Source organism: Thalassotalea coralli (assembly GCF_055786205.1).
This window is the reverse complement of record NZ_JBVVBK010000006.1, coordinates 250,483-271,032: the sequence shown is the minus strand read 5'-3', so window position 1 is coordinate 271,032 and position 20,550 is coordinate 250,483. Positions and strand designations below refer to the sequence as shown.

Annotated in this window: 19 protein-coding genes; 11 read left to right on the top strand and 8 right to left on the bottom strand. The window is 40.5% G+C overall.

What is annotated here, in order from left to right; all coding sequences use genetic code 11:
- Positions 1 to 60 precede the first annotated feature (60 nt).
- Positions 61 to 1,020 (bottom strand): DMT family transporter, encoded by a 960-nt coding sequence (locus ACOB80_RS16115; RefSeq protein ID WP_473166880.1) that lies wholly within the window; start codon positions 1,018 to 1,020, stop codon positions 61 to 63.
- 109 nt (positions 1,021 to 1,129) lie between these two features.
- On the opposite strand from ACOB80_RS16115, the gene ACOB80_RS16110 reads away from it, so the two are divergent.
- Genes ACOB80_RS16110 through elbB form a run of 3 tightly spaced genes read left to right on the top strand, consistent with a single transcriptional unit; the run spans position 1,130 to position 4,421 of the window.
- Positions 1,130 to 2,584, top strand: coding sequence for an aminotransferase-like domain-containing protein (locus ACOB80_RS16110; RefSeq protein WP_473166879.1), 1,455 nt, complete (start codon positions 1,130 to 1,132; stop codon positions 2,582 to 2,584).
- Positions 2,584 to 3,777, top strand: a complete 1,194-nt coding sequence (locus tag ACOB80_RS16105; RefSeq protein ID WP_473166878.1) for a multidrug effflux MFS transporter — start codon at positions 2,584 to 2,586, stop codon at positions 3,775 to 3,777. Before ACOB80_RS16110 ends, ACOB80_RS16105 begins: the two co-directional genes overlap by 1 nt.
- On the top strand, positions 3,774 to 4,421 hold the full coding sequence (elbB, locus tag ACOB80_RS16100) for an isoprenoid biosynthesis glyoxalase ElbB (protein ID WP_473166877.1): 648 nt from the start codon (positions 3,774 to 3,776) through the stop codon (positions 4,419 to 4,421). Before ACOB80_RS16105 ends, elbB begins: the two co-directional genes overlap by 4 nt.
- Position 4,422: 1 nt before the next feature.
- On the opposite strand, the gene ACOB80_RS16095 is transcribed toward elbB, so the two are convergent.
- On the bottom strand, positions 4,423 to 4,584 hold the full coding sequence (locus ACOB80_RS16095; protein WP_473166876.1) for a hypothetical protein: 162 nt from the start codon (positions 4,582 to 4,584) through the stop codon (positions 4,423 to 4,425).
- A 145-nt stretch (positions 4,585 to 4,729) separates the two neighbouring features.
- Positions 4,730 to 5,623, bottom strand: a complete 894-nt coding sequence (locus tag ACOB80_RS16090; RefSeq protein WP_473166875.1) for a hydrogen peroxide-inducible genes activator — start codon at positions 5,621 to 5,623, stop codon at positions 4,730 to 4,732.
- A 237-nt stretch (positions 5,624 to 5,860) separates the two neighbouring features.
- Between ACOB80_RS16090 and ahpC the strand changes: the two genes are divergently transcribed.
- From ahpC to ACOB80_RS16075, 3 genes are all read left to right on the top strand, one after another.
- Positions 5,861 to 6,424 (top strand): alkyl hydroperoxide reductase subunit C, encoded by a 564-nt coding sequence (ahpC, locus tag ACOB80_RS16085; protein ID WP_473166874.1) that lies wholly within the window; start codon positions 5,861 to 5,863, stop codon positions 6,422 to 6,424.
- A 109-nt stretch (positions 6,425 to 6,533) separates the two neighbouring features.
- Entirely contained in the window at positions 6,534 to 8,081 is a 1,548-nt protein-coding gene (gene ahpF / locus ACOB80_RS16080; protein WP_473166873.1) for an alkyl hydroperoxide reductase subunit F, read from the top strand.
- Between the two features lie 163 nt (positions 8,082 to 8,244).
- Entirely contained in the window at positions 8,245 to 10,917 is a 2,673-nt protein-coding gene (locus ACOB80_RS16075; RefSeq protein WP_473166872.1) for a DUF748 domain-containing protein, read from the top strand.
- A 26-nt stretch (positions 10,918 to 10,943) separates the two neighbouring features.
- Here the strand turns inward: ACOB80_RS16075 and ACOB80_RS16070 are convergent, their stop codons facing one another.
- Positions 10,944 to 11,141: an oxidoreductase-like domain-containing protein gene (locus ACOB80_RS16070; RefSeq protein WP_473166871.1), complete on the bottom strand. Its 198-nt coding sequence runs from the start codon at positions 11,139 to 11,141 to the stop codon at positions 10,944 to 10,946.
- Between the two features lie 136 nt (positions 11,142 to 11,277).
- Between ACOB80_RS16070 and ACOB80_RS16065 the strand changes: the two genes are divergently transcribed.
- The gene (locus tag ACOB80_RS16065; protein WP_473166870.1) at positions 11,278 to 12,081 is read left to right on the top strand and encodes a hypothetical protein; all 804 of its coding nucleotides are present in this window, start codon (positions 11,278 to 11,280) and stop codon (positions 12,079 to 12,081) included.
- Between the two features lie 73 nt (positions 12,082 to 12,154).
- Here ACOB80_RS16065 and accC read toward each other — a convergent pair whose 3' ends face one another.
- The 3 genes from accC to aroQ are packed head-to-tail and all read right to left on the bottom strand — an operon-like array spanning position 12,155 to position 14,479.
- Positions 12,155 to 13,501 (bottom strand): acetyl-CoA carboxylase biotin carboxylase subunit, encoded by a 1,347-nt coding sequence (gene accC / locus ACOB80_RS16060; RefSeq protein WP_473166869.1) that lies wholly within the window; start codon positions 13,499 to 13,501, stop codon positions 12,155 to 12,157.
- A gap of 21 nt (positions 13,502 to 13,522) precedes the next feature.
- On the bottom strand, positions 13,523 to 13,981 hold the full coding sequence (gene accB, locus ACOB80_RS16055) for an acetyl-CoA carboxylase biotin carboxyl carrier protein (RefSeq protein WP_473166868.1): 459 nt from the start codon (positions 13,979 to 13,981) through the stop codon (positions 13,523 to 13,525).
- A gap of 48 nt (positions 13,982 to 14,029) precedes the next feature.
- Positions 14,030 to 14,479 (bottom strand): type II 3-dehydroquinate dehydratase, encoded by a 450-nt coding sequence (gene aroQ, locus ACOB80_RS16050; protein WP_473166867.1) that lies wholly within the window; start codon positions 14,477 to 14,479, stop codon positions 14,030 to 14,032.
- Positions 14,480 to 14,826: 347 nt separating this feature from the next.
- On the opposite strand from aroQ, the gene ACOB80_RS16045 reads away from it, so the two are divergent.
- Genes ACOB80_RS16045 through ung form a run of 4 tightly spaced genes read left to right on the top strand, consistent with a single transcriptional unit; the run spans position 14,827 to position 19,541 of the window.
- Positions 14,827 to 15,216: a substrate-binding domain-containing protein gene (locus tag ACOB80_RS16045; protein WP_473166866.1), complete on the top strand. Its 390-nt coding sequence runs from the start codon at positions 14,827 to 14,829 to the stop codon at positions 15,214 to 15,216.
- Positions 15,191 to 16,414 carry a hypothetical protein gene (locus ACOB80_RS16040; RefSeq protein WP_473166865.1) on the top strand — a complete coding sequence of 408 codons (1,224 nt, stop codon included), beginning with the start codon at positions 15,191 to 15,193 and terminating at the stop codon, positions 16,412 to 16,414. Before ACOB80_RS16045 ends, ACOB80_RS16040 begins: the two co-directional genes overlap by 26 nt.
- Before the next feature lie 2 nt (positions 16,415 to 16,416).
- The gene (locus ACOB80_RS16035; protein ID WP_473166864.1) at positions 16,417 to 18,846 is read left to right on the top strand and encodes a bifunctional diguanylate cyclase/phosphodiesterase; all 2,430 of its coding nucleotides are present in this window, start codon (positions 16,417 to 16,419) and stop codon (positions 18,844 to 18,846) included.
- 35 nt (positions 18,847 to 18,881) lie between these two features.
- Positions 18,882 to 19,541, top strand: a complete 660-nt coding sequence (gene ung / locus ACOB80_RS16030) for a uracil-DNA glycosylase (protein WP_473166863.1) — start codon at positions 18,882 to 18,884, stop codon at positions 19,539 to 19,541.
- An 84-nt stretch (positions 19,542 to 19,625) separates the two neighbouring features.
- Here the strand turns inward: ung and ACOB80_RS16025 are convergent, their stop codons facing one another.
- A complete protein-coding gene (locus ACOB80_RS16025) occupies positions 19,626 to 20,441 on the bottom strand; it encodes a hypothetical protein (protein ID WP_473166862.1) in 816 nt (271 codons plus the stop codon).
- Positions 20,442 to 20,550: the final 109 nt, after the last annotated feature.

Here is a 20,550-nt window from a genome sequence, read left to right as displayed (position 1 = left end):
CCGCAGATCGTAACCCCTACCTAGACTTCAACAGGTAGAGAAAAGGTTTGCGCGAGCAAATTATTCTGTCACCAACTCCCTTGTTTGTTTTTCTGTTTCTTTCTTCGTTTCTTTCTTCTTTTCTTCTACAAGAAGTTTATCTTTGACTTTTTTAGGTTTAATGAGCAGAACCATATTGCCAAGCATAATGGCGGTAAATCCGAGAATTGTGTAGGTTGTCCATTCAAATCCTTCAAAAAATGTTGAAATGACCACAGCAACTGCAGGAAACAAAATATTGCTATAGGACGCTTTATGGGCGCCAATTTGGGTAAGTAAGCTCAAGTAACAAGCAAACGCGATCACTGAGCCAAACACCGATAAATAAAACAATGATGCTAGGTAATCAAAGCTCCAATCAAAGTTAAAGGTCTTGCCTTGAATGAATAGCAGTATCGTCATAAACAACGAGCCATAACCCATAGCCCAAGCGTTTGCAGGCATGATAGCGAAACCATCTTGTTGGTTTTTTATAGAAAGCATATTGCCAAACGAAGCCGACAAGGTACCCAGTAAGCATAATACAAAGCCAAACACTGTTGCATCTGACAGCGATAGACTTGTCGCTTGAGGCCAGAACAAGGTGATAATGCCTATGAGTCCCAATGCGCCACCTACATAGACCGCAGGTAATACCTTAGTGCCAAAGAAAAGACGCGCGTTGACAATATTCATAATAAGTAAGGTTGAAAAAGCGATACAAGATAGCGCCGAATTAATATGAGATTGCGCGTTGTACAGTAAAAAATAGTTAGTACCAAACAAACAAATACCAAATAACGCCAGTTGTCCGTGCTGCTTAAGTGAAAAGCGTAAAGATTGTTTTCGCGCTAAACAATAAATAAACACAATGAGAGAAGCTAATACGAATCGATAAACCACAGAGGCTTCTGGTGCAACAGTACCTAATTGAAAATTAATAGCAAACCAGGTTGAGCCCCAGATTAATACGGTAGCGGCATATAAGCCTATTACTCTCATCAATTTTTCCTATTTGTTTATCGGTTGTTGTTGATCCTTTGATAGACAGTGTAGCGATTCTTTGTTTTAATAACATATACAAAAAAATGAAAATGGAACTTATACAGTTTTGCGCTTACTTGATAAATCTGCTCCTGAATTTTTGTATCAACAAGTTATCGACTATGTGGAAAAGCAGGCAAAAAGCGGTGCTTTAAAGCCCGGAGATAAATTGCCTAGCCTTCGTAAGCTTAGCAGCCAATTTGGTATTAGTGTGCCAACGGTAAAACAGGCTTATGTTGAACTTGAGCGACAAGGCAGTGTCTCTGCTCGCCCGCAATCGGGTTATTACTTAAAAGCGCAAAATGCCAGAACTCTGCTGCCGATGAAGGCAAAGTGGGCTAGGTGTCAGCCGGTAGAAGTTTCATGTAGAAGTTTGATTGAACAGGTTTACGATGCGCTACACATTCCTGATACCGTTGCCTTAGGTATTTCTAATCCGGTTAATGCTCATCCACCCGATAAAACTCTGGCGAGGCTAATGCGCTCGGTAATCAGCCGGGTTTCTGAGAAAGCGGTCAGTTATGGTCCTGTAAATGGCGACGCTAAGTTAAGACTTACTATTGCGCTGAGATACCAAGAAATGGGAGTTGATGTCAATCATCATGACATGGTGATCACCAATGGCGCCCAAGAAGCAATTGCGATTGCGCTGCAATGTGTTGCCAAGCGTGGCGATGTTATTGCGGTAGAATCACCATGCTATTTTGGCTTGATCGAACTTATTGAAAGCTTGGGGATGAAGGCACTTGAAGTGTACACCTGTACTGAAGATGGCATTTGCTTAACTGAACTTGAGAATATGTTAGAGCAACATCAGGTGACAGCCTGCTTATTCTCAACTGCGGTAAACAATCCACTAGGTTCGGTTATGCCAAATGAAAAGCGTCAGGCGTTAGTGAAGCTGCTAGAGTCTAGAGATATCCCTTTAATAGAAGATGACGTTTATAGTGATCTGTATTTTACCGAATCTAGACCCATTCCTGCTCAGCTTTATTCGGAAAAAGGCTTGGTGATGACCTGTTCGTCTTTTTCGAAAACTGCCGCGCCAGGTTATCGATTGGGTTGGCTAATTCCTGGGAAATTTGAAGAAGCAGCAAAACGCATTAAACGAGCGCAATCGTGCTCTACGGCAATGTTACAGCAATGGACTTTAACCGATTACTTACTTTCAGGAGATTACGATCGCCACTTAAGCGTGTTACGCAAAACCTTACGCTATAATAGAGAGCGAATGATCGGCCTAATTGCAAAACACTTTCCTGAAGACGTATGTGTCTCTAGGCCACAAGGAGGCAGTGTGCTTTGGGTTAGATGCCGTTCTTATATCAATACCAGTGATATTTTTCATCAAGCGATTGAGCAAGGCGTGAGCTTTGCACCAGGACAAATTTTTTCACCGTCGGGTAAATACAAGAACTATATGCGAATAAGTTTTGGCGTGAAATGGCATGATGGTGTTGATCAGGCAGTAGAAACCTTGGGCAAGTTAGTTCACCAATACCCTAAACCACAAGGACGGTAATGAGTATTCAACCACTTCACGCGAATAAAACGATTCCTTTAAAGTTTTTATTGCCTTTGTTAGCGTCAATTATTGCGGTTTCGCCTTTGGCTATCGACATGTACTTACCTGCGATGCCAATACTGGTAACCGATTTCGACACCACAATGCCGACGGTGCAAAATACGCTTAGTATTTATTTAATCGGGTTTTCACTTGGCCTATTTTTTAGCGGACCTCTGTCAGATAAATTTGCCCGTCGCACCATGGTCATGGTGGGATTATCTGGCTTTACCTTGTTTAGCTGTTTGTTGGCGTTTACGACCAGTGTCGAAGAGTTTCTGGCGTTAAGATTTTGTCAGGCATTTATTAGTAGTGCCGCAACAGTGACAGTACCGGCAACCATTCGTGAGCGTTATCAACAAGACACGGCCAAGGGGTTTTCTTATGTGTCGATGATCATGATGTTGGCACCTATGGTCGCACCTGCCATAGGTAGTGTTATTTTGCTACATAGCTGGCAAGCGATTTTTCTGTCGTTAGCGGGTTATAGCTTGTTAATTTTATTGCTCACTTGGCGGTTTTTACCGAGTGAAATGATTGAAAAAGAAACGACTTCACTAGAATTCCTTAAACGTTATAAAGTCGTGTTAGGGCATAAAGCAGCGCGCTTAGATTTACTTAGCTCGATGCTGGTTTCTTTGGCGTTTTTTGCTTTTATTACGGCTATCCCGTTCGTATACATGACTGTGTATCAGGTGTCGGAATTTACTTTTAGTTTGTTGTTTGGCTTAACGGTTTTTGGTTTGATGACGGCGCATTTTACTAATACGCGCTGGGTAACTAAGCTAGGCTCAAGGCGCATGTTATCTATTGGTTTACTGGTAGGCACTTTATGCAGTAGTGGCCTATTGTTGGTGAATGCTTTTTCCTTGCCTCTGATATTTACGGTAATATTTTTGTTACCCCTGATGGGTAGTATTTCAATCATGGCGGTTAACGCCGATGCGTTAGTATTACTGGAATTTTCTAAAGAAGTTGGTACCGCAACAGCCGTTATTGGCATGCTTAGGTTTGGTATAGGATCTTTTGCAGGGCCAATTCTCGCGTATTTCTATGACGGTACAAGTGTGCCTTTTGCCGCGCTAATGTGGTCGTCGATAATGTTAGTTTTATTAATACAATTAAGTCATTTAGTTAGGAAGAAATCATGAAAAAAGTAGCGGTTATTTTATCTGGCTGCGGCGTCTTTGATGGCGCGGAAATAAACGAAGCAGTATTAACCTTGTTACATATCACAAAAGCGGGTGCTAGCTATCAGTGTTTCGCACCAAATATACAGCAAATGCACACCTTAAATCATCTAACTGGTGAAGAAGTGGCAACACCGCGCAATGTCTTAGAAGAGTCCGCTCGTATTGCTCGCGGTGAAGTAAAAGCGCTTGAAGAGCTAGAAGTTGAAGATTTCGATGCACTTATTCTTCCTGGTGGTTTTGGTGCCGCTAAAAACTTGTCTGACTTTGCGGTAAAAGGCGCTGAGGCAAGTGTTCAATCACAGGTATTAACCGCTTGTCAGGCATTTGCTCAAGCAGGTAAAGCGGCAGGATATATGTGTATTGCCCCTGCTATGATGCCAGCGGTATACGGCAAAGGTGTTAAGGTCACTATTGGTAATGACACTGATACAGCCGAAGCTATCTCTGCATTAGGCGGTGAGCATGTCGAATGTGCAGTAGATGATATTGTCGTTGATGATGAACGCAAGGTGGTAAGTACACCAGCTTACATGCTTGCCACTAACTTAGTGGAAGCAGAAGCTGGAATTAGTAAGCTAGTGGCTAAAGTGCTAGCCCTTTAAATTACTTGGCCTTATCAGACTGACACACTTGATCGCCGTAGTAATTGTTGGCGTAATTACAGTGACTTTGATGACTATCTATTAGGTTGCTGTTTTTAGTGTTTACGTCAGTCTGACGCTTGTCTTGATTAGCATTTACGATTTGTTGGAACCAATTTAACATTTCTTCTCTCCTCATTTGTTGTGCCTTTATACTCTTGCTTATCTAGCGACAGGAATACATTCCAAAAAATAGAAGATAGCTATCAGGTAATTAGAAGATAGCTTTTTGTTTGGGTGATGGTTACGTTGATTTCTTATTGATAAGCTTAGTTGGCTAGCTGCTTTTTCATTATCTTCATTAAAATATCTATGTCGTTAGTTCGCACATAGTTTGGTCGAATAATGAAAGCGATAGAGCGGTGCGGTCCTGGTTCGTTTAAGTGCAATGCACTCAGCTCGCTGTTGTGGTTAACGAGTTGCTCCAATGCCATTTCAGGCACTAGTGTCGTTCCTAGTTTTCCGGCAACCATTTGGATCAATGTATATAAACTGGTTGAATCGACATCTGTGGTGGTATCTTTTGTTGTTAAGTGACAGGCTGCTAAAGCGTGATCTTTTAAACAATGACCATCTTTTAACAGCATTAGGTTATCTGTCGCCATTTCTTTGGTGGTAATTTCCGTTAAGCTCGAAGGACATTGGTCTTTGTGCGCAATCCAGTAAAAGTCCTCTTGCCAAAACGGAAAACTGATCAAGTTTTCTAGCGGGTAGGGTAATGCCAAAATGGCGGCGTCAATTTCACCTTCTCTGACTTTTTCTACTAGCACGTGTGATTGATCTTCGACAATTCTCAGCGAAAAATCAGGGTAGGCTTGCCTCACGCTAGGTAGTACTTTCGGGAGCAAGTATGGGCCTATGGTGGGAATAACACCTATGGACATGGGTGCAGAAAGCGGTGCTTTTGACAACTGCGCTATTTGGTAAATATCATCAATGGCGACACTAATGTCTTTCGCTTTAGCAAGAAACAGCTCGCCTTCTCTTGTGATCAGCACTTGCTTATTGTTTCGTTCAAACAGAGTAACCCCTAAATGTTTTTCCAATTCGCTTATGGCTGTACTTAAAGCAGATTGCGACACGTGACACATATCGGCTGCCTTTTTGAAGTGAAGCGTTTTGGCAACAGCGGTGGCATATTTGATCTGTTTAATAGAAATCATGACTGAACCTGCATTCTTTGATTTAGGTCGGGTTTATGTTTGCTTCAACGCTTGGCTAAAGCTTACGTTCAATTTTATAGAACATAATAATCGATTTGTTTAAATTTTCTAGAACTAATTTTATCTCTACTATAGGTTCCAAGTTGAGCGGGACACTGTTTGTAAGGCAAGTACTTATAAGTAATTGCGCAGTCCTACTTTCAAATTTAAAAAACCTAAAATATGAGGATAGTTAAAATGGCTTTAATCGGTAAATCAATTCCAGAATTTTCAGCAACGGCTTTTCACAATGGTGAATTCACAGAAGTTACGTCTGAATCAGTAAAAGGTAAGTGGTCAATTTTCTTATTCTACCCTGCGGACTTCACGTTCGTATGTCCAACAGAATTAGAAGATATGGCGAATCAATACGAAGAGTTACAACAGTTAGGTGTTGAAGTATATGCCGTATCAACTGACACGCATTTCTCTCACAAAGCTTGGCACGACTCAAGTGACGCGATTGGTAAAATTAAATTCCCAATGCTAGGTGACCAAACTGGTCACATTACTCGCGGCTTTGACGTGATGATTGAAGAAGACCACATGGCACATCGCGGTACATTCCTAGCAGACCCTGATGGCGTAATCCAAGTCGCTGAAATTCACGCTGGTGGTATTGGCCGAAGTGCAAAAGACATGGTTCGCAAAGTAAAAGCAGCACAATATGTGCGTGAAAACGACGGCGAAGTTTGTCCAGCGGCATGGGAACAAGGTGAAGAAACGTTAACGCCTAGCTTAGACCTAGTAGGCAAAATCTAAGTCTCTGCCTACGTAAACTCGTAAAAGCAAAGCAAGTAAAAGAGGGAGCTAGCTCCCTCTTATTTTCCAGGCAATAGCCATTCATTCAAATTTTTCAAAAGGTTACGTCATGTTAAACAAAGACATTCTTTCTGCAATTTCCGAATATACCCGTAAGATGACTTCTGATGTCACCTTAGTGCTTCAACCGGGTGAGCACGCCAAACGCCAAGAACTGGTAGATTTTCTTACGCAATTAGTGTCAGCTTCCGATAGACTTTCATTCGTAGAAGCAGATCGCCAACTAGCCAGCGGTATTTCGTTTACGCTAGAAAGCAATAACGAACCTACAGGTGTTATTTTTTCCGGTATTCCAGGTGGTCACGAGTTTAATTCTCTCATCTTGGCGGTGTTACAAGCTGGTGGCACAGGAAACAAGTTAGACGCAGGCATTACTCAATTAATTGCTAGCGTTAAAGACAAACTGCATTTTGAGGTGTTTGTTTCTCTTAGTTGTCACAATTGTCCAGATGTGGTGCAAGCGTTAAATCAATTTGCGCTAATTAACTCTAATATTTCTTCGGAAATGATCGATGGTGGTTTATTTCCTGAACTAATTGAAGAGCGCAGCATTCAAGGTGTACCAAGTGTTTACTTAAACGGTGAGCTTTTCGCAAATGGTAAAATCGATGCCGCGCAATTGTTAGCTAAATTACAAGATTCTTATCAGTTAAAGGCTGATGCAAGTAATGTTGAAAAACTTCCACAACAGGATGTTACTGTTATCGGCGGCGGCCCAGCTGGTGTTGCTGCAGCGATATATAGCGCTCGTAAAGGTTTAAAAGTAACTATGGTTGCCGACAGACTTGGTGGTCAGGTAAAAGATACCGTGGGAATTGAAAACTTGATTTCGGTTAGCCAAACAACGGGTAGTCAATTAACGGGTAATATGCAGCAGCACTTAAGTGATTATGATATTACTATCAAGGAGCATGTATCTGTTGCCAATATTGAAAAAGGTGATACTAAGCACATTACTTTATCTTCGGGTGAAGAGATAGATTCTCGTACGGTCATTGTTGCCACTGGTGCCAAGTGGAGAGAATTAGGCGTACCGGGTGAAAAAGAAAACATTGGTAATGGTGTGGCTTACTGTCCGCATTGTGATGGCCCATTCTTTAAAGGTAAAGATGTTGCTGTTATTGGTGGTGGTAACTCAGGCATTGAAGCTGCCCTTGATTTGGCGGGTATGGTCAATCACGTCACTGTGTTTGAATTTTTAACCGAACTTAAAGCGGATCAGCTGCTAGTTGAAAAAGCACAAGCCAATGACAAAATTACCATTATTACCAATGCGCAAACCAAAGAGATTATTGCTGACAATGGTAAGGTGGTAGCGATTGATTATATCGATAGAGACACGCAAGAAGTTCACCGTAAACACTTAGCTGGTGTGTTTGTACAAATAGGCTTAGTGCCAAATAGTGAATTTGTTCGCGGTGTAGTTGAACAAACACCTTACGGCGAAATTGTTATCGACGAAAAAGGGCAAACGTCGGAGCCAGGCATCTTTGCTTGTGGAGATGTTACTACCGTTCCTTATAAACAAATTGTTATTGCGATGGGAGAAGGGGCAAAAGCATCGTTAGCAGCTTTTGATTACTTAATTCGTCAGTAAATTAATCAAATATTATTGATATTAAATAAAATGTTCGCTGTTCAGTCCGCTTAAAATTGCCTACACTTTTGGTGATGTTAAGTGGACTTTTTCTTTTTAAGAGAAATTGTTTCTTTTAAGTGAACTATTTCCTTTTAAATGAACAATGGTAGAGGATGTTTTTGTGTTTAAAGGTTTAAAATCAATAAAATTAAAAGTCGTCGGTTATTGGTTTGGTGTTCTTTTACTTATCGCCTTAACTTACTTATCTTTAGGCACAGCGGGCTTAGTGAGTCATTTAGCCAACAAGTCGTTATTACATGAAAATCTCTCTGTCGAAATTGATTCTATTCGCTATAACCCCTTTGTATCCACGATTCATGTCCGAGACGTTCAGTTAAAGCATAAGCAACAAGAAGCTGTTAATTTAAAAGATTTGTATCTAGAGCTTTCGTTAGTCTCTTTGTTATTTAAAGAAACCAAGTTGGTTGAGCTTGTACAAGTGGAAGGCTTAAAAGTTGCTGCTCAAGTTGATCAAGGGCAATGGTCGCTCGCCGGTTGGCAAGGGCCTTCATCAGATGAAAGTAAGCCACCACAACTTGAGCAAGAGGAAAGTACACTTCCAAGTATTCATGTCGATAAAATTCTTTTTAATGATTTACAAGTTAAGCTTTCAGGCGATAGTAATAATCAACTAGAGATTAATAAATGGTTAATCGAGCAGATTGACTTTAATCCACAAGCTATTGATGGTCGATTTGATTTACAAAGCACAGTTGACCAACAGCCGTTTTTCCTTAGTTTAAATTGGCAATGGCAGCACGCTAATAAGCGTATTGATGCCGATGTTGATTTAACGGAGTTTAATTTAGATTCGGTGGCTAGTTTCTTGCCTGAAAGTATCGAAAAACTCACGGGTAAAGTGTCTTTTAAAGGGAAGCTTTCTGCACTTAATAACAAACAAGCGTGGCAGATTACCAGCGAAACACTGACGCTACAATTAGCTGAAATTGAAACGTTATCAGTAGGAAGCGCTCAAGAAACTTCAGCTAAACTTCCTGAGTTCAATGCAGAACTTACCGCGATTGATGTATTACTCAATAATGATTGGCAATTGCAAGAAGCCGGCGTAAATGCGAAGTTCAATTCGGCTGGCATCGACGCCGCTATAGGAGCTTTGTCAGTGTTGGGCTCTGAGAAAGCTACACAACTAAGTCATGCAATAAAAGGCAACTTAGCTTACTCGAGTCAACTATTGGTTAAACCTGAAGGCGACAGTTTAACGATAAGTCAGACTGGGCTGAACCTAGATTTATCTCAAATCACAGCGCAAACCAATATTAATGGCGTTGTGAATATGATTTCATTCGAACAATTCGAAACCCTAGGTGCCAACGTATCATTATCTCTAAATGACGTTGCCAACCAATCTTCGTTATCGTTAACGTCGTCTTTCTATGTTGATGCGTTTAATTGGGTAGATGATGCTGGTGATATCTATGGGCGCTTTGATCGTTTAGAAACTAACGATCTTTCGGTTAATAGTGATGCTGCGCTAGCAGTGGCAGTTGCGAAGCTATCTGTTGATAACATCACGGGCTCACAAGTGCAAAAACTCGTTGGTCTTGATGTGAAAGAGCAAACGATAGCGCCATTAGCTAAAGTGTCATCTATTGTTATTGACGATATTAAGTGGCGTGATAACTTTGCTCAAATAGGCAACATTGAATTAGGCACTACCCAGGTTAATGTTTACCGCAGCAGTACGGAAGGTATTGAAAACATAGCTTTTAATAAACTGGTCGCTTCTGAGAATTCAGAAGAGAACGCAGACACTGAAAATAGTCAAACTGCTCAAGATTCTTCTGCTGCCGTTAAAGTAAAACTCGATAAGTTTTCTCTTAAAGACTCTCTTGATATTCGACTAACTGATAGCGTGGCAGGAAATTTGGTTAATCATAAAGTTGTCTTTGATACTCTCTCAGTTGCAAACTTGAACACGCAAGATGTCAATCAAGCACTCAAGCTAGAGGCGATAGGTCGAGTGAGTAAACGTGCCGGCTTTCATTTAACGGGAGATTTAATACCGTTTTCTGAGATACCCAAATATACGGTAAAAGGTGACATTAACGATATCGACTTAATTGCTTACTCGCAATATGTTGAAGATGCGATTGGTTACAATATCAAACGAGGCTCCATGTCTGCGAAAGTTGACTTTAATCTAGTCGGTGATGATGTTAAGGGTGAAGTTGATACCTTTTTCAGGGCATTAGAGTTAGTTGAATCGAAAAAGCCCCATGCAGATTCAGGAGGCATTCCTTTGGGAGCTGCAGTCGACCAGCTCACTGATAGTCAGGGGAATATGGAAGTTGATATTCCAATATCAGGCAGCTTTAGCGAACTTAATATTGGCTTTGGCGGTTTTATTTCACTGATAACGACAAAAGCGCTAAAAGAGGGGGCTAAAAATTACTTATTACAAACCTTTGTTCCTTACGCTAATGTGGTCACTATTGCTATGTTAGCAGGAGGCTCTTTATTCGAATTAGATGTCAATGACTTGCCATTTGACCCTGCACAAGAAGCTTTGAATCAGCAACAAGCCGACTTTGCTAAAGAGTTAAGTGAGATTTTGAACAAGAATGAAGATTTACAATTAAGTGTCTGCGCTGTCGTGGCAAAAAATGAAATGCCAGAACAAGAATTAATAGCGATAGGCGATCGTTTTCATGAGTTATTTGTCGATAATGTCATTGAGCAACAAGGGATCGCTCATCAACGAGTTATAGCGTGCCGCACAGATATAGATGCAACCCCTAACGCGACTAATAGGTTCTCTTTCGAAGTAAAGTAGTGAGTTAACATTACTACTTTACTTATTCACGACTCTTTTTCTTCTTGAGTGGCGATTTCAGCTTGTTGTCTTCGCCAATCTTTCATTGCCTGATAATAGTGATCCCAAACACATGGGTCGCAGGCGTTATCGCAACACTCACCTTCTGCGGGTGGGGTCGGCTTTTCTAATAACTGCTCAGGTTTCATGGTAATACTCTCTTTGATCATTGCACCCATATACATTAGTTTGCTGATTTTACCAAATTTAACACGAAACACACAAAGCAAACGAAATACTCATGCTAATTCACGCTCTTTTACAGATTAACAATCGAACCTCCCATAAGCTTGATGCAATTTATTTGTAGAGGTAAAAGATATGAAATTCAGCAAAAAACTTTCGGTAGCAATGCTGATGGCACTAACCGGTTTTTCTGCCGTGGCAGAAGAAAAGTCGGACGAAGAGTTAGCCGATATGTCAGATCCTCTAGCCGTATTCACACAAGCGGGCGTAGGGGTTACTGACAAAGGGTTAAATTTCAAGATAGGACAAACCTATGATACGGGAAATCCTGTCACTATGGGGATGAATATCTTTGAAGTGAAAGGTATTTATGGTGAAGCGATTGGCTTTGCTAACGATGAGTTACGCGATAATTCGATTGACTCGTTTCGTTATCGTAACTTCGAAGTAGACTTAACCAAGGGTTTAGGCAAGCAAATAGACATGGAATATGATGTAGAGTCTGAACGTGCAAACCTATCTTACTCGTTAATGCAAGCGTTACCAAAATTTGGTGCAGTGCAATTGTATCCATTGGCTGGTTTGGGGATGAGTGTCCAAAACAACGCAGTTGATCATATTGATAAGGATGGTAATCAAATTATTGATCATGGCTATTCAATGACGGGCGTTTATGGTGTTGTCGGTATGTATTCAAAAATTACCATTACCGATAAAATTTGGCTGAACTATAACCCCATGTATCTAACGTCAATCTCTGGCTCAGATTTCTACACAACAAACACCTATGGGGAAGGGACGGACAGTATTCTCGCTCATGAGTTTGTCGCGAGTTATCAAATTAACAAGCGCGCAAATATTCGTTACTTCGCTAACTTTTCTAATGAAGTGAACTTTAGTGACGGCGATCATCGCATAGAGTTTAACTATCAATTTTAATGAATATGGTGACACATAAAAAAATACCCGCTGATGAAGGCGGGTATTTTAAAGAAATTTAGACGTATAGTAATTATTCGTCAGCAGCTAACTTTTTCTCTAAGTAGTGAATGTTAGCACCACCGTTTACGAAACCTTGGTCGTTTAAGATGTCTTGTTGTAAGGCAACGTTAGTCTTAATACCGTCGATGACCAATTCATTTAGTGCATTACGCATACGAGCAATAGCAACGTCACGATTGTCACCGTATGTAATCAGCTTACCTACCATAGAGTCGTAGTGTGGCGGTACTGTGTAATCAGCGTAAATATGAGAGTCCCAACGAACACCCATGCCACCTGGCGGGTGGAAGCGTGTAATTTTACCCGGTGAAGGAATAAAAGTACGTGGATCTTCAGCGTTAATACGACACTCAATTGCATGGCCAGCGATTTTAATATCGTCTTGTGTGTAAGACAAAGGTTGACCAGCAGCTACACGAAGTTGCTCTTTAATTAAATCAACACCTGTGATCATTTCTGTTACTGGGTGTTCAACTTGAATACGAGTATTCATCTCAATGAAATAGAACTCACCGTTTTCGTACAAGAACTCGAATGTACCTGCACCGCGGTAGTCAATTTCAATACAAGCGTTGCAACAGCGCTCACCAATTTTTGCACGCATTTCTGGTGTAATGCCTGGTGCTGGCGCTTCTTCAACAACTTTTTGATGGCGACGCTGCATTGAACAATCACGCTCACCTAAATGAATAGCGCCACCTTGGCCGTCAGCGATTACTTGGATTTCAACGTGACGAGGGTTTTCAAGGAATTTCTCCATGTAAACCATATCATTGTTAAATGCTGCGCGAGCCTCTGCTTTGGTCAATTGAATTGCTTCGATCAACTCAGCTTCTTCACGCACAACACGCATACCACGACCACCGCCGCCTCCAGAAGCTTTAATGATTACAGGGTAACCAATACGCTTACCGTGAGCTAAGTTGGCTTCTTCGTCGTCGGTTAATGGGCCATCTGAACCAGGAACACAAGGAACGCCAGCAGCTTTCATAGCACGGATAGCTTCAACTTTGTCACCCATGATGCGAATGCTTTCAGCTTTAGGACCAATAAAGGTGAAACCCGAATTTTCTACTTGCTCAGCAAAGTCAGCGTTTTCTGCTAGGAAACCGTAACCAGGGTGAATAGCAACAGCATCGGTAATTTCGGCAGCAGTGATAATCTTAGGAATATCTAAGTAACTTTCCGTTGCTGGCGGCTTACCAATACAAATTGTTTCGTCCGCTAATAATACGTGCTTTAAGTTTTTGTCTGCAGTTGAGTGAACCGCTACGGTTTTAATGCCAAGCTCTTTACAAGCTCGCAAAATTCTCAACGCGATTTCGCCTCGGTTGGCGATAACGACTTTATCTAACATAGAATTACCCTCAACTTGGGCTTATTCAATTACGAATAGCGGTTGATCGAATTCAATAGCGTCTTCGTTTTGCGCCAAAATTTCTTTGATAACGCCTGACTTGTCAGCTTCGATTTGGTTCATCATTTTCATTGCTTCAACGATACAAAGTGTATCGCCAGCATTAACGTGTTGGCCAACTTCAACAAATACCGGAGCATCTGGAGATGGAGATGCGTAGAAAGTACCAACCATAGGTGATCTTACAACGTGGCCAGAAATAGCTGGTGCGCTATCGGCTGCCGGAGCCGCTGCAGGAGCCGCCGCTGGTGCTGCTGGAGCAACTGGCGCTGCAGCAGGTGCCGCTTGCATCATAGGTGCTTGAACAATTGTGCCGCCCTTATTGATACGGATAGATTCTTCACCTTCTGAAATCTCGATTTCATTAATGCCAGATTCTTCAACTAGTTCGATGAGTTTTTTAATTTTGCGAATATCCATCTGATTACCTTTTTCGTTTAAAGCTGATGCGCTTAAATGTGCATCAAGCTATTTACTGATTAATTTTTTATGAGCCGCTTGTAATGCAAACTCATAACCTTGCGAACCAAAACCACAAATAACACCTTGAGCTACGTCACTGACGTAGGAATGATGTCTAAATGCTTCTCTGGCGTGAATATTTGATAAGTGCACTTCAACAAAAGGGATATCTACCGCAAGCAGCGCATCTCGAATAGCAACACTGGTATGTGTAAAAGCGGCTGGGTTGATAATAATAAAGTCAATTGTTTGGTGAGCACTGTGGATAGCTTCGATCAGTTCATATTCTCTATTCGATTGAACATGTTCTATTGCTATGTCTAAATTTTGAGCGATTGAGCGCAGGTCAGCAATTATATCGTCTAGGGATTGGTGACCATAAACTTCAGGTTCACGCTTACCAAGCATGTTTAAGTTGGGGCCATTTAACACTAAAATCTTATACTTTGCGGTCATTTGCATCTAACTTGCGTCTAATTCCTGTCTGTTGCCCATCCTTGCACAAAACTTCCTTGAAATACAATGTAAATTACATTTTTCTACAATATATTTCTTAATTGCCGAATATTATAGTGATTTCGCCGAAAATCGCAGCAAAATACTGGTCTAATCTCTTTTGCGCAATAAATTGGTAAGTAAATTGGCGAAAAATAAGTAATTAACTAAACTAGAGGGTAGCGAGAAGGTTATCTAATTGTTCTAAGGTTCAAAAGTAGTGTTTTTGAATCGCTAATCAACTTACTGGAACTCGTTATAAGGACATTGTTATCTGCCGTTTAGTTTTTTCGTGTCTAATATTTTTCATGCTCTTGGCTTCTTTTGAAGTAAAGGCTGTTCAAGTTATTAGTCATAAAAACGTATCGCAAAAAGTTATCACCAACGCTCAATTGAGACGAATTTATGCAGTTAGGCAAATTAAGTGGGATGATAACTCGCCTATTACTGTCTTCGTTTTACCGAATACTCACAACGTTCATAAAAAATTTGCTCAAGAAAACCTCAATATTCTTCCTTATAAGCTTGAGCGCATTTGGAATAAATTAACGTTTTCCGGTTTAGGAGTAGCGCCTACTGTTGTTGCTACTGAAGCTGAATTAGTTGCAGCTGTGGCTAGTACCCCAGGCGCTATCGGCTATTTAGAACACTTTTCAGAGGAATATCAGGTCAATGTTATTCAAATTAAGCCCAACTAAAATCGGAGCTATCCTTCGAGCACTAGTGGTAATTGGGTTACTGATAAATTGCCATTTAGTTAATGCAACAGTGCCTAGAAGTGACGCTTGGCAGGTACATGGTTTTCTTGCACAAGGAATAATTGATGTTGATGGCAGCAACTATGTAAATGATTCAGGTGAACCAAGTGCAGAATTAACAGAGGTTGGTATTAATGCATCGTACCAAATGTCAGATAGTATTCGCTTTGCTGGGCAGGCTGTTTACCTAGATGGGGGTAATCGTTATGCGAAGGGGTTCCATTTAGACTATTTGTTAATGGATTGGTCATTATATACTGACGCTCAATGGCAAGTGAATTTGTATTTAGGCCGAATTAAGAATTATCATTGGCTTTATTCCAGCATTCGTGACGTTCCTATGTCGCGCCCCAGTATTTTGTTACCTCAATCGGTTTATTTCGATGCAACAAGAAACATGTCTGTTGGTGGAGACGGTGTAGCACTAACTGCTAAGTACTTCAGTGAAACGAACGGTGACTTTGATTTTAATCTAAGCTCTTCTCGCTCAAAACTTAGTGATGAACAAACATCTATTATTTTAGGGCAATTTTCTGACGGCGAGTTGTCCCATGATACTGATTTACAAGCTAGTGTATATTGGCAGCCTGATATGTCATCTTGGCGATTTGGCATTGCACTCACTGATGCCGACTTTAGCTATGAACCTAAAGAAGCTAGTGTTTATATTGATGGTGATCTCGGCCTTACTCGCCATTATGCAAATGCAGAATACCAAGGCGAGAAATGGACCTTTAGCATGGAGCTTCTCCAGGAAAATATGCGAATTGAAGGCTTAGTGTTTCCAAAATTTATGCGCGATACCACGGGGCGTGGCGGTTTTGCTCAATTTGAATATCTCGTTAACAACGACGTTAAGTTACTGTCGCGAGCAGAAATCTACTATGCTGATAAAAATGACAAAGACGGGAAGAAATTAGAAGCTTCAACTGGCGGGTTAGTGCCAAGGTATTTTGGTTATCAACATGAGCTTGTAGTGGGGGCTTCATATAAGATTTCACATAACATGCAAATTCAAATAGAGCAGCACTGGGTGCAAGGAACTGCACGATTAACACCTGTAGTTTTGCCCGATCCAACGCTAAATAATCAAGAATATTGGCAAATTAGTGCCCTTCAATTTGTTTACTGGTTCTAGGCATGAAAAAAGTATTTGTAAGTATTCCAACAAAATTACTGCTGTTAATTATCGGTGCCTTATTGATTTTGGTGGTCGGCGTCTCTTCAATGTCGTGGAATCGTTTAAACCAAGAATTTAAAAAGTTCCAAGCAGAAAAAATAGCGCAAGGCCAAAGTCAGTTGGCTATGCAGATGCAAATAGAAAGGGAAAAGTTAAGTTTATGGATAGAGTCTTTTTCAGATGTTATCGATTCAAACACAGATGAAAAACTCTCTTTATCAACCGCACTTGAGAGACAATATGATGCTCTACAAATGAATCATAACGTTGAACATATTTGGCTTTTTGGTGCAAACAGCGAACTACTTTATAGTACCGAAATCGTTTCACCCTCTTTGCAAAGTTCAGTTAACAAAGTACTCAGTGAACAAGCACCGAACTATCGGCTGGAATGCAGTATTACCTGTGAACAGCTTGTACTTGTTCCTATTTTGAATAAGTCGGGTGAACTTAACGTTATCGCAATGTCTATGTCGCTAATTGATGTTATTTATTCCTTACATCAAGCATTAGGGAGTGAAGTCGCGATTGTTAGCGTAATAAATACAAATACCCGTGATACAGTTAAGTTTTTATCCGCTTCTAATCAAGACTTAGTGAGTCACGTATTTGCTAACTTGCGCGACGACGTGTCGTTTGTTGACGTAAAAGCTACTGGTCTGCAAATCGATATCAACAATAATAGTTATTTAGTGAATTTAATGGCGCTCGCGGACAGTGGTGCAAAGCAGTTTTATTTAGCGCTTGTTAATGACGTAACGTCAATTAAAGAAGAGTACGTAAAATATGCCATGCAGTTTTTACTTTCTGGTTTAGCTATATTTTGTGTGCTTGCTATTTTGATGTATGTCATTGTCAGCCCTTTTGCTAACCGCATCTTGACGTTATCGAGCGCACTACCCTTACTAGCTAGAAAAGAATTCGAGCAATTTCGACATATTAGGTTGAAGAAAAAGCGCATATTAGCTGATGAGCTCGATATTGTTGCCAATGCGGCAACTGAACTGAGTTTTGAGTTAGAGCAACTTAATATTGAAGTCGAGCAGAAAACTAAAGAACTAGAAAATATTGCCATGTATGATTTGCTCACTGGCTTGCCCAATCGCAACATGCTCAATTATCAGCTTCGCAAAGCTGTCGCCAATATTCGTAGAAACTTTACCGGTGTTGCTGTTCTTTTTCTTGATTTAGATGATTTCAAAAAAGTTAACGATAGTCACGGCCATGGTGAAGGTGACAAACTACTTATAGAGGCGGCCAATCGCATTCGATTAGCGGTAAAAAATACAGACTTGGCTTGTCGTTTTGGCGGCGATGAATTTGTGGTTGTTATCAGCCACGCTGATTCGGAAAGTGATGCGATCCCCATTGCTGAAGATATTCTCGAACGGTTTAAAGCGCCGATTCGCATTGGCTCCAGTATTTTCTATGTATCAACGAGTATCGGCATTGCATATACCAAAGACGAAATAGCCAAGCCTGAGCAACTTGTTAGCCAAGCTGACATCGCGATGTATGAAGCGAAAGATCAAGGGGGCGCACAGTACCATATTTACCACGCTGAAATGTATCAAAGGGTCGCTCATCGGGTAATGATGGAGGCAGAAGTAAGGCAAGCTTTAGTGAAAGGGCAGTTTAGTTTGAGCTTACAGCCACAATTGGAAACTCATTCTAAAAAGCTCTATGGTTTTGAAGCCTTGTTAAGGTGGCAGCACCCAGAAAAGGGTATGATTTCACCTGATGACTTTATCCCGATTCTAGAAAACTCAGAGCATATGGTAGAACTGGGCTACTGGGTGATCAGACGTTGTTTTGAACTGAGTGAGTTTTTTACCAAAATGGGCTTAACAGAAGTCCGTGTCGCAATTAATCTATCCGCTGATCAATTTATGGACCCTGAATTACCTCGTTACTTGAAAGGGCTTTTGACAGAATTTGATACATCGGCGTCACGTTTTGAGTTAGAGCTTACTGAACAAACCTTAGTGAAGGATATAGAGCGCGCCATTGTCACCATGGATGCACTTAAAGAAATCGGCTTTAGTTTTGCTATTGATGACTTTGGTACTGGCTACTCATCTCTTGCTTATATTAAAAAAATGCCTGTTGATGTGATCAAAATCGATAAAAGTTTTATTTTTGGTATGTTGGAAAACCATGCCGATTATCAAATTATTATGTCGACCATTGCTATGGTTAAAAACTTAGGGTTAACGGTGGTGGCTGAAGGTGTAGAAAGTAGTGCGCAACTGAGAAGTTTGACGGAAAATGCATGTGACATCATTCAAGGATATTATTTTTCTAAGCCAATTCCTGAAGCTGAATTAAAAGAATTTATTGAAACCAGAATTTCCAATGGTTATTGGAAAACGCAAGCAACTGTTTGTTAAAATTGTGCCAAGCTAAATAACATTAAAGTAATTTTATGGCCACTTGGACTAATTTGTTAGCAGACGAAAAAAAGCAAAACTACTTTCAAGATACCCTAACATATGTCGCTCAGCGCCGAGACGAAGGTGTTGTCATTTATCCCCCTGAAGATAAGGTTTTTGAAGCTTTTAAAATAACAAAATTTACTGACGTAAAGGTGGTTATTTTGGGTCAAGACCCCTACCACGGCCCTAATCAAGCCCATGGCTTGTGTTTTTCTGTATTGCCAGGCATCAAGCCGCCGCCATCACTTGCTAATATCTACAAAGAGTTGGCGACAGATATTGACGGCTTTTCAATACCGCAACACGGCTTCTTAGAGTCTTGGGCCAAGCAAGGAGTGTTATTACTCAATACCGTGTTAACAGTTGAGCAGGGCCAAGCCCACTCTCATAAACATCTAGGTTGGGAAAAATATACCGACAAAGTGGTTGAAGTGCTTAATAAACATGGAGAAGGCATTGTTTTTCTGTTGTGGGGCTCTCATGCTCAAAAGAAGGGGAAAGCGATTGACGAAAGCAAGCATCACATCTTAAAAGCGCCACACCCTTCACCTTTGTCAGCACATCGAGGCTTTTTCGGCTGTCGCCATTTTTCTAAAGTAAATAGTCTTTTAGCAGCGCAAGGAAAGCAGGCGATAAACTGGCAAGTTTAAGTTTGTCAATGTTTTAATGTTAAGCAGTAATGGTTTAGCCTTAATTACTGCTGATTGAAAGAAAGCCTAGCAATTACTTTGGAGTTATTCATTTAAACCTTTCATACGATAAGCGCGAAACGTCCCTTTTTGCAGCGTGTGACCTTTGTGAGTGGAGTATAGGTAACCTTCTAATACAGATTGGCTTTTATGTAAGGTTATTTTGTTGGCAAAGGTTGGATGTGAGGTGTCAATAGTTAGCATGTCACCTGAATCATTTACATCTTCTGGTTGGAACGAAGTACTATTTGTTATGCCTAACCCATTTAAGAACACAGTAAAGTGAGACGTTTTATTCGGGTGAGACTCTAAAACAAAAAAGTTTGGTTCATTATCTAGCATTAGTACACCTAGCCAAAAACCGAAATAATCTTTTCTATCAACAGAAACAAGTGATGAAAACTGACTTTTATATTTTTCTAAAAACTGGGTAAACGTTAGTTTTTCAAGTTTTTGAGGTGATATCTCATAGGTTTCAACGTGAATTGTCTCCCCTTTATTGTTTGTTGCAATCTCAAATACCTTAAAATATTCATCTAGGTAAGGTGTCAAAATCAGTCGTCTATTTTTATTTGGTCTTCTTTCGTCTTTAATGTTGATAATACATTCCGACAAACTGCACTTTATATCGTTATCGGTAAATTTCAGTGCGCTTCCTGATTTAAAGCCACTGGTAATTTTTGTTGAGATTAGCTGGTGTGGGCCTTCTTCTTGAAATAGTAAAACTTTATATTCGAATGAAGAGGTTTCGATCCCTTCAAACGCAACCTTGGGAATAGATAAGTTTTTTATATCTTGAGCGATACTAATATTGGCAAAGGCTACATGTAAAAAAACTAAGATAACTAAACGCTGTATCATAAGAGTGAGTAATTCCTTATTGAAAGCTATGCTCAAATTCCTGTAAACCGAAGACCTGTATGTCCATGAAAAGCTTAACGAAAGCGGTTACCTATTCGAGGTCTGCAAC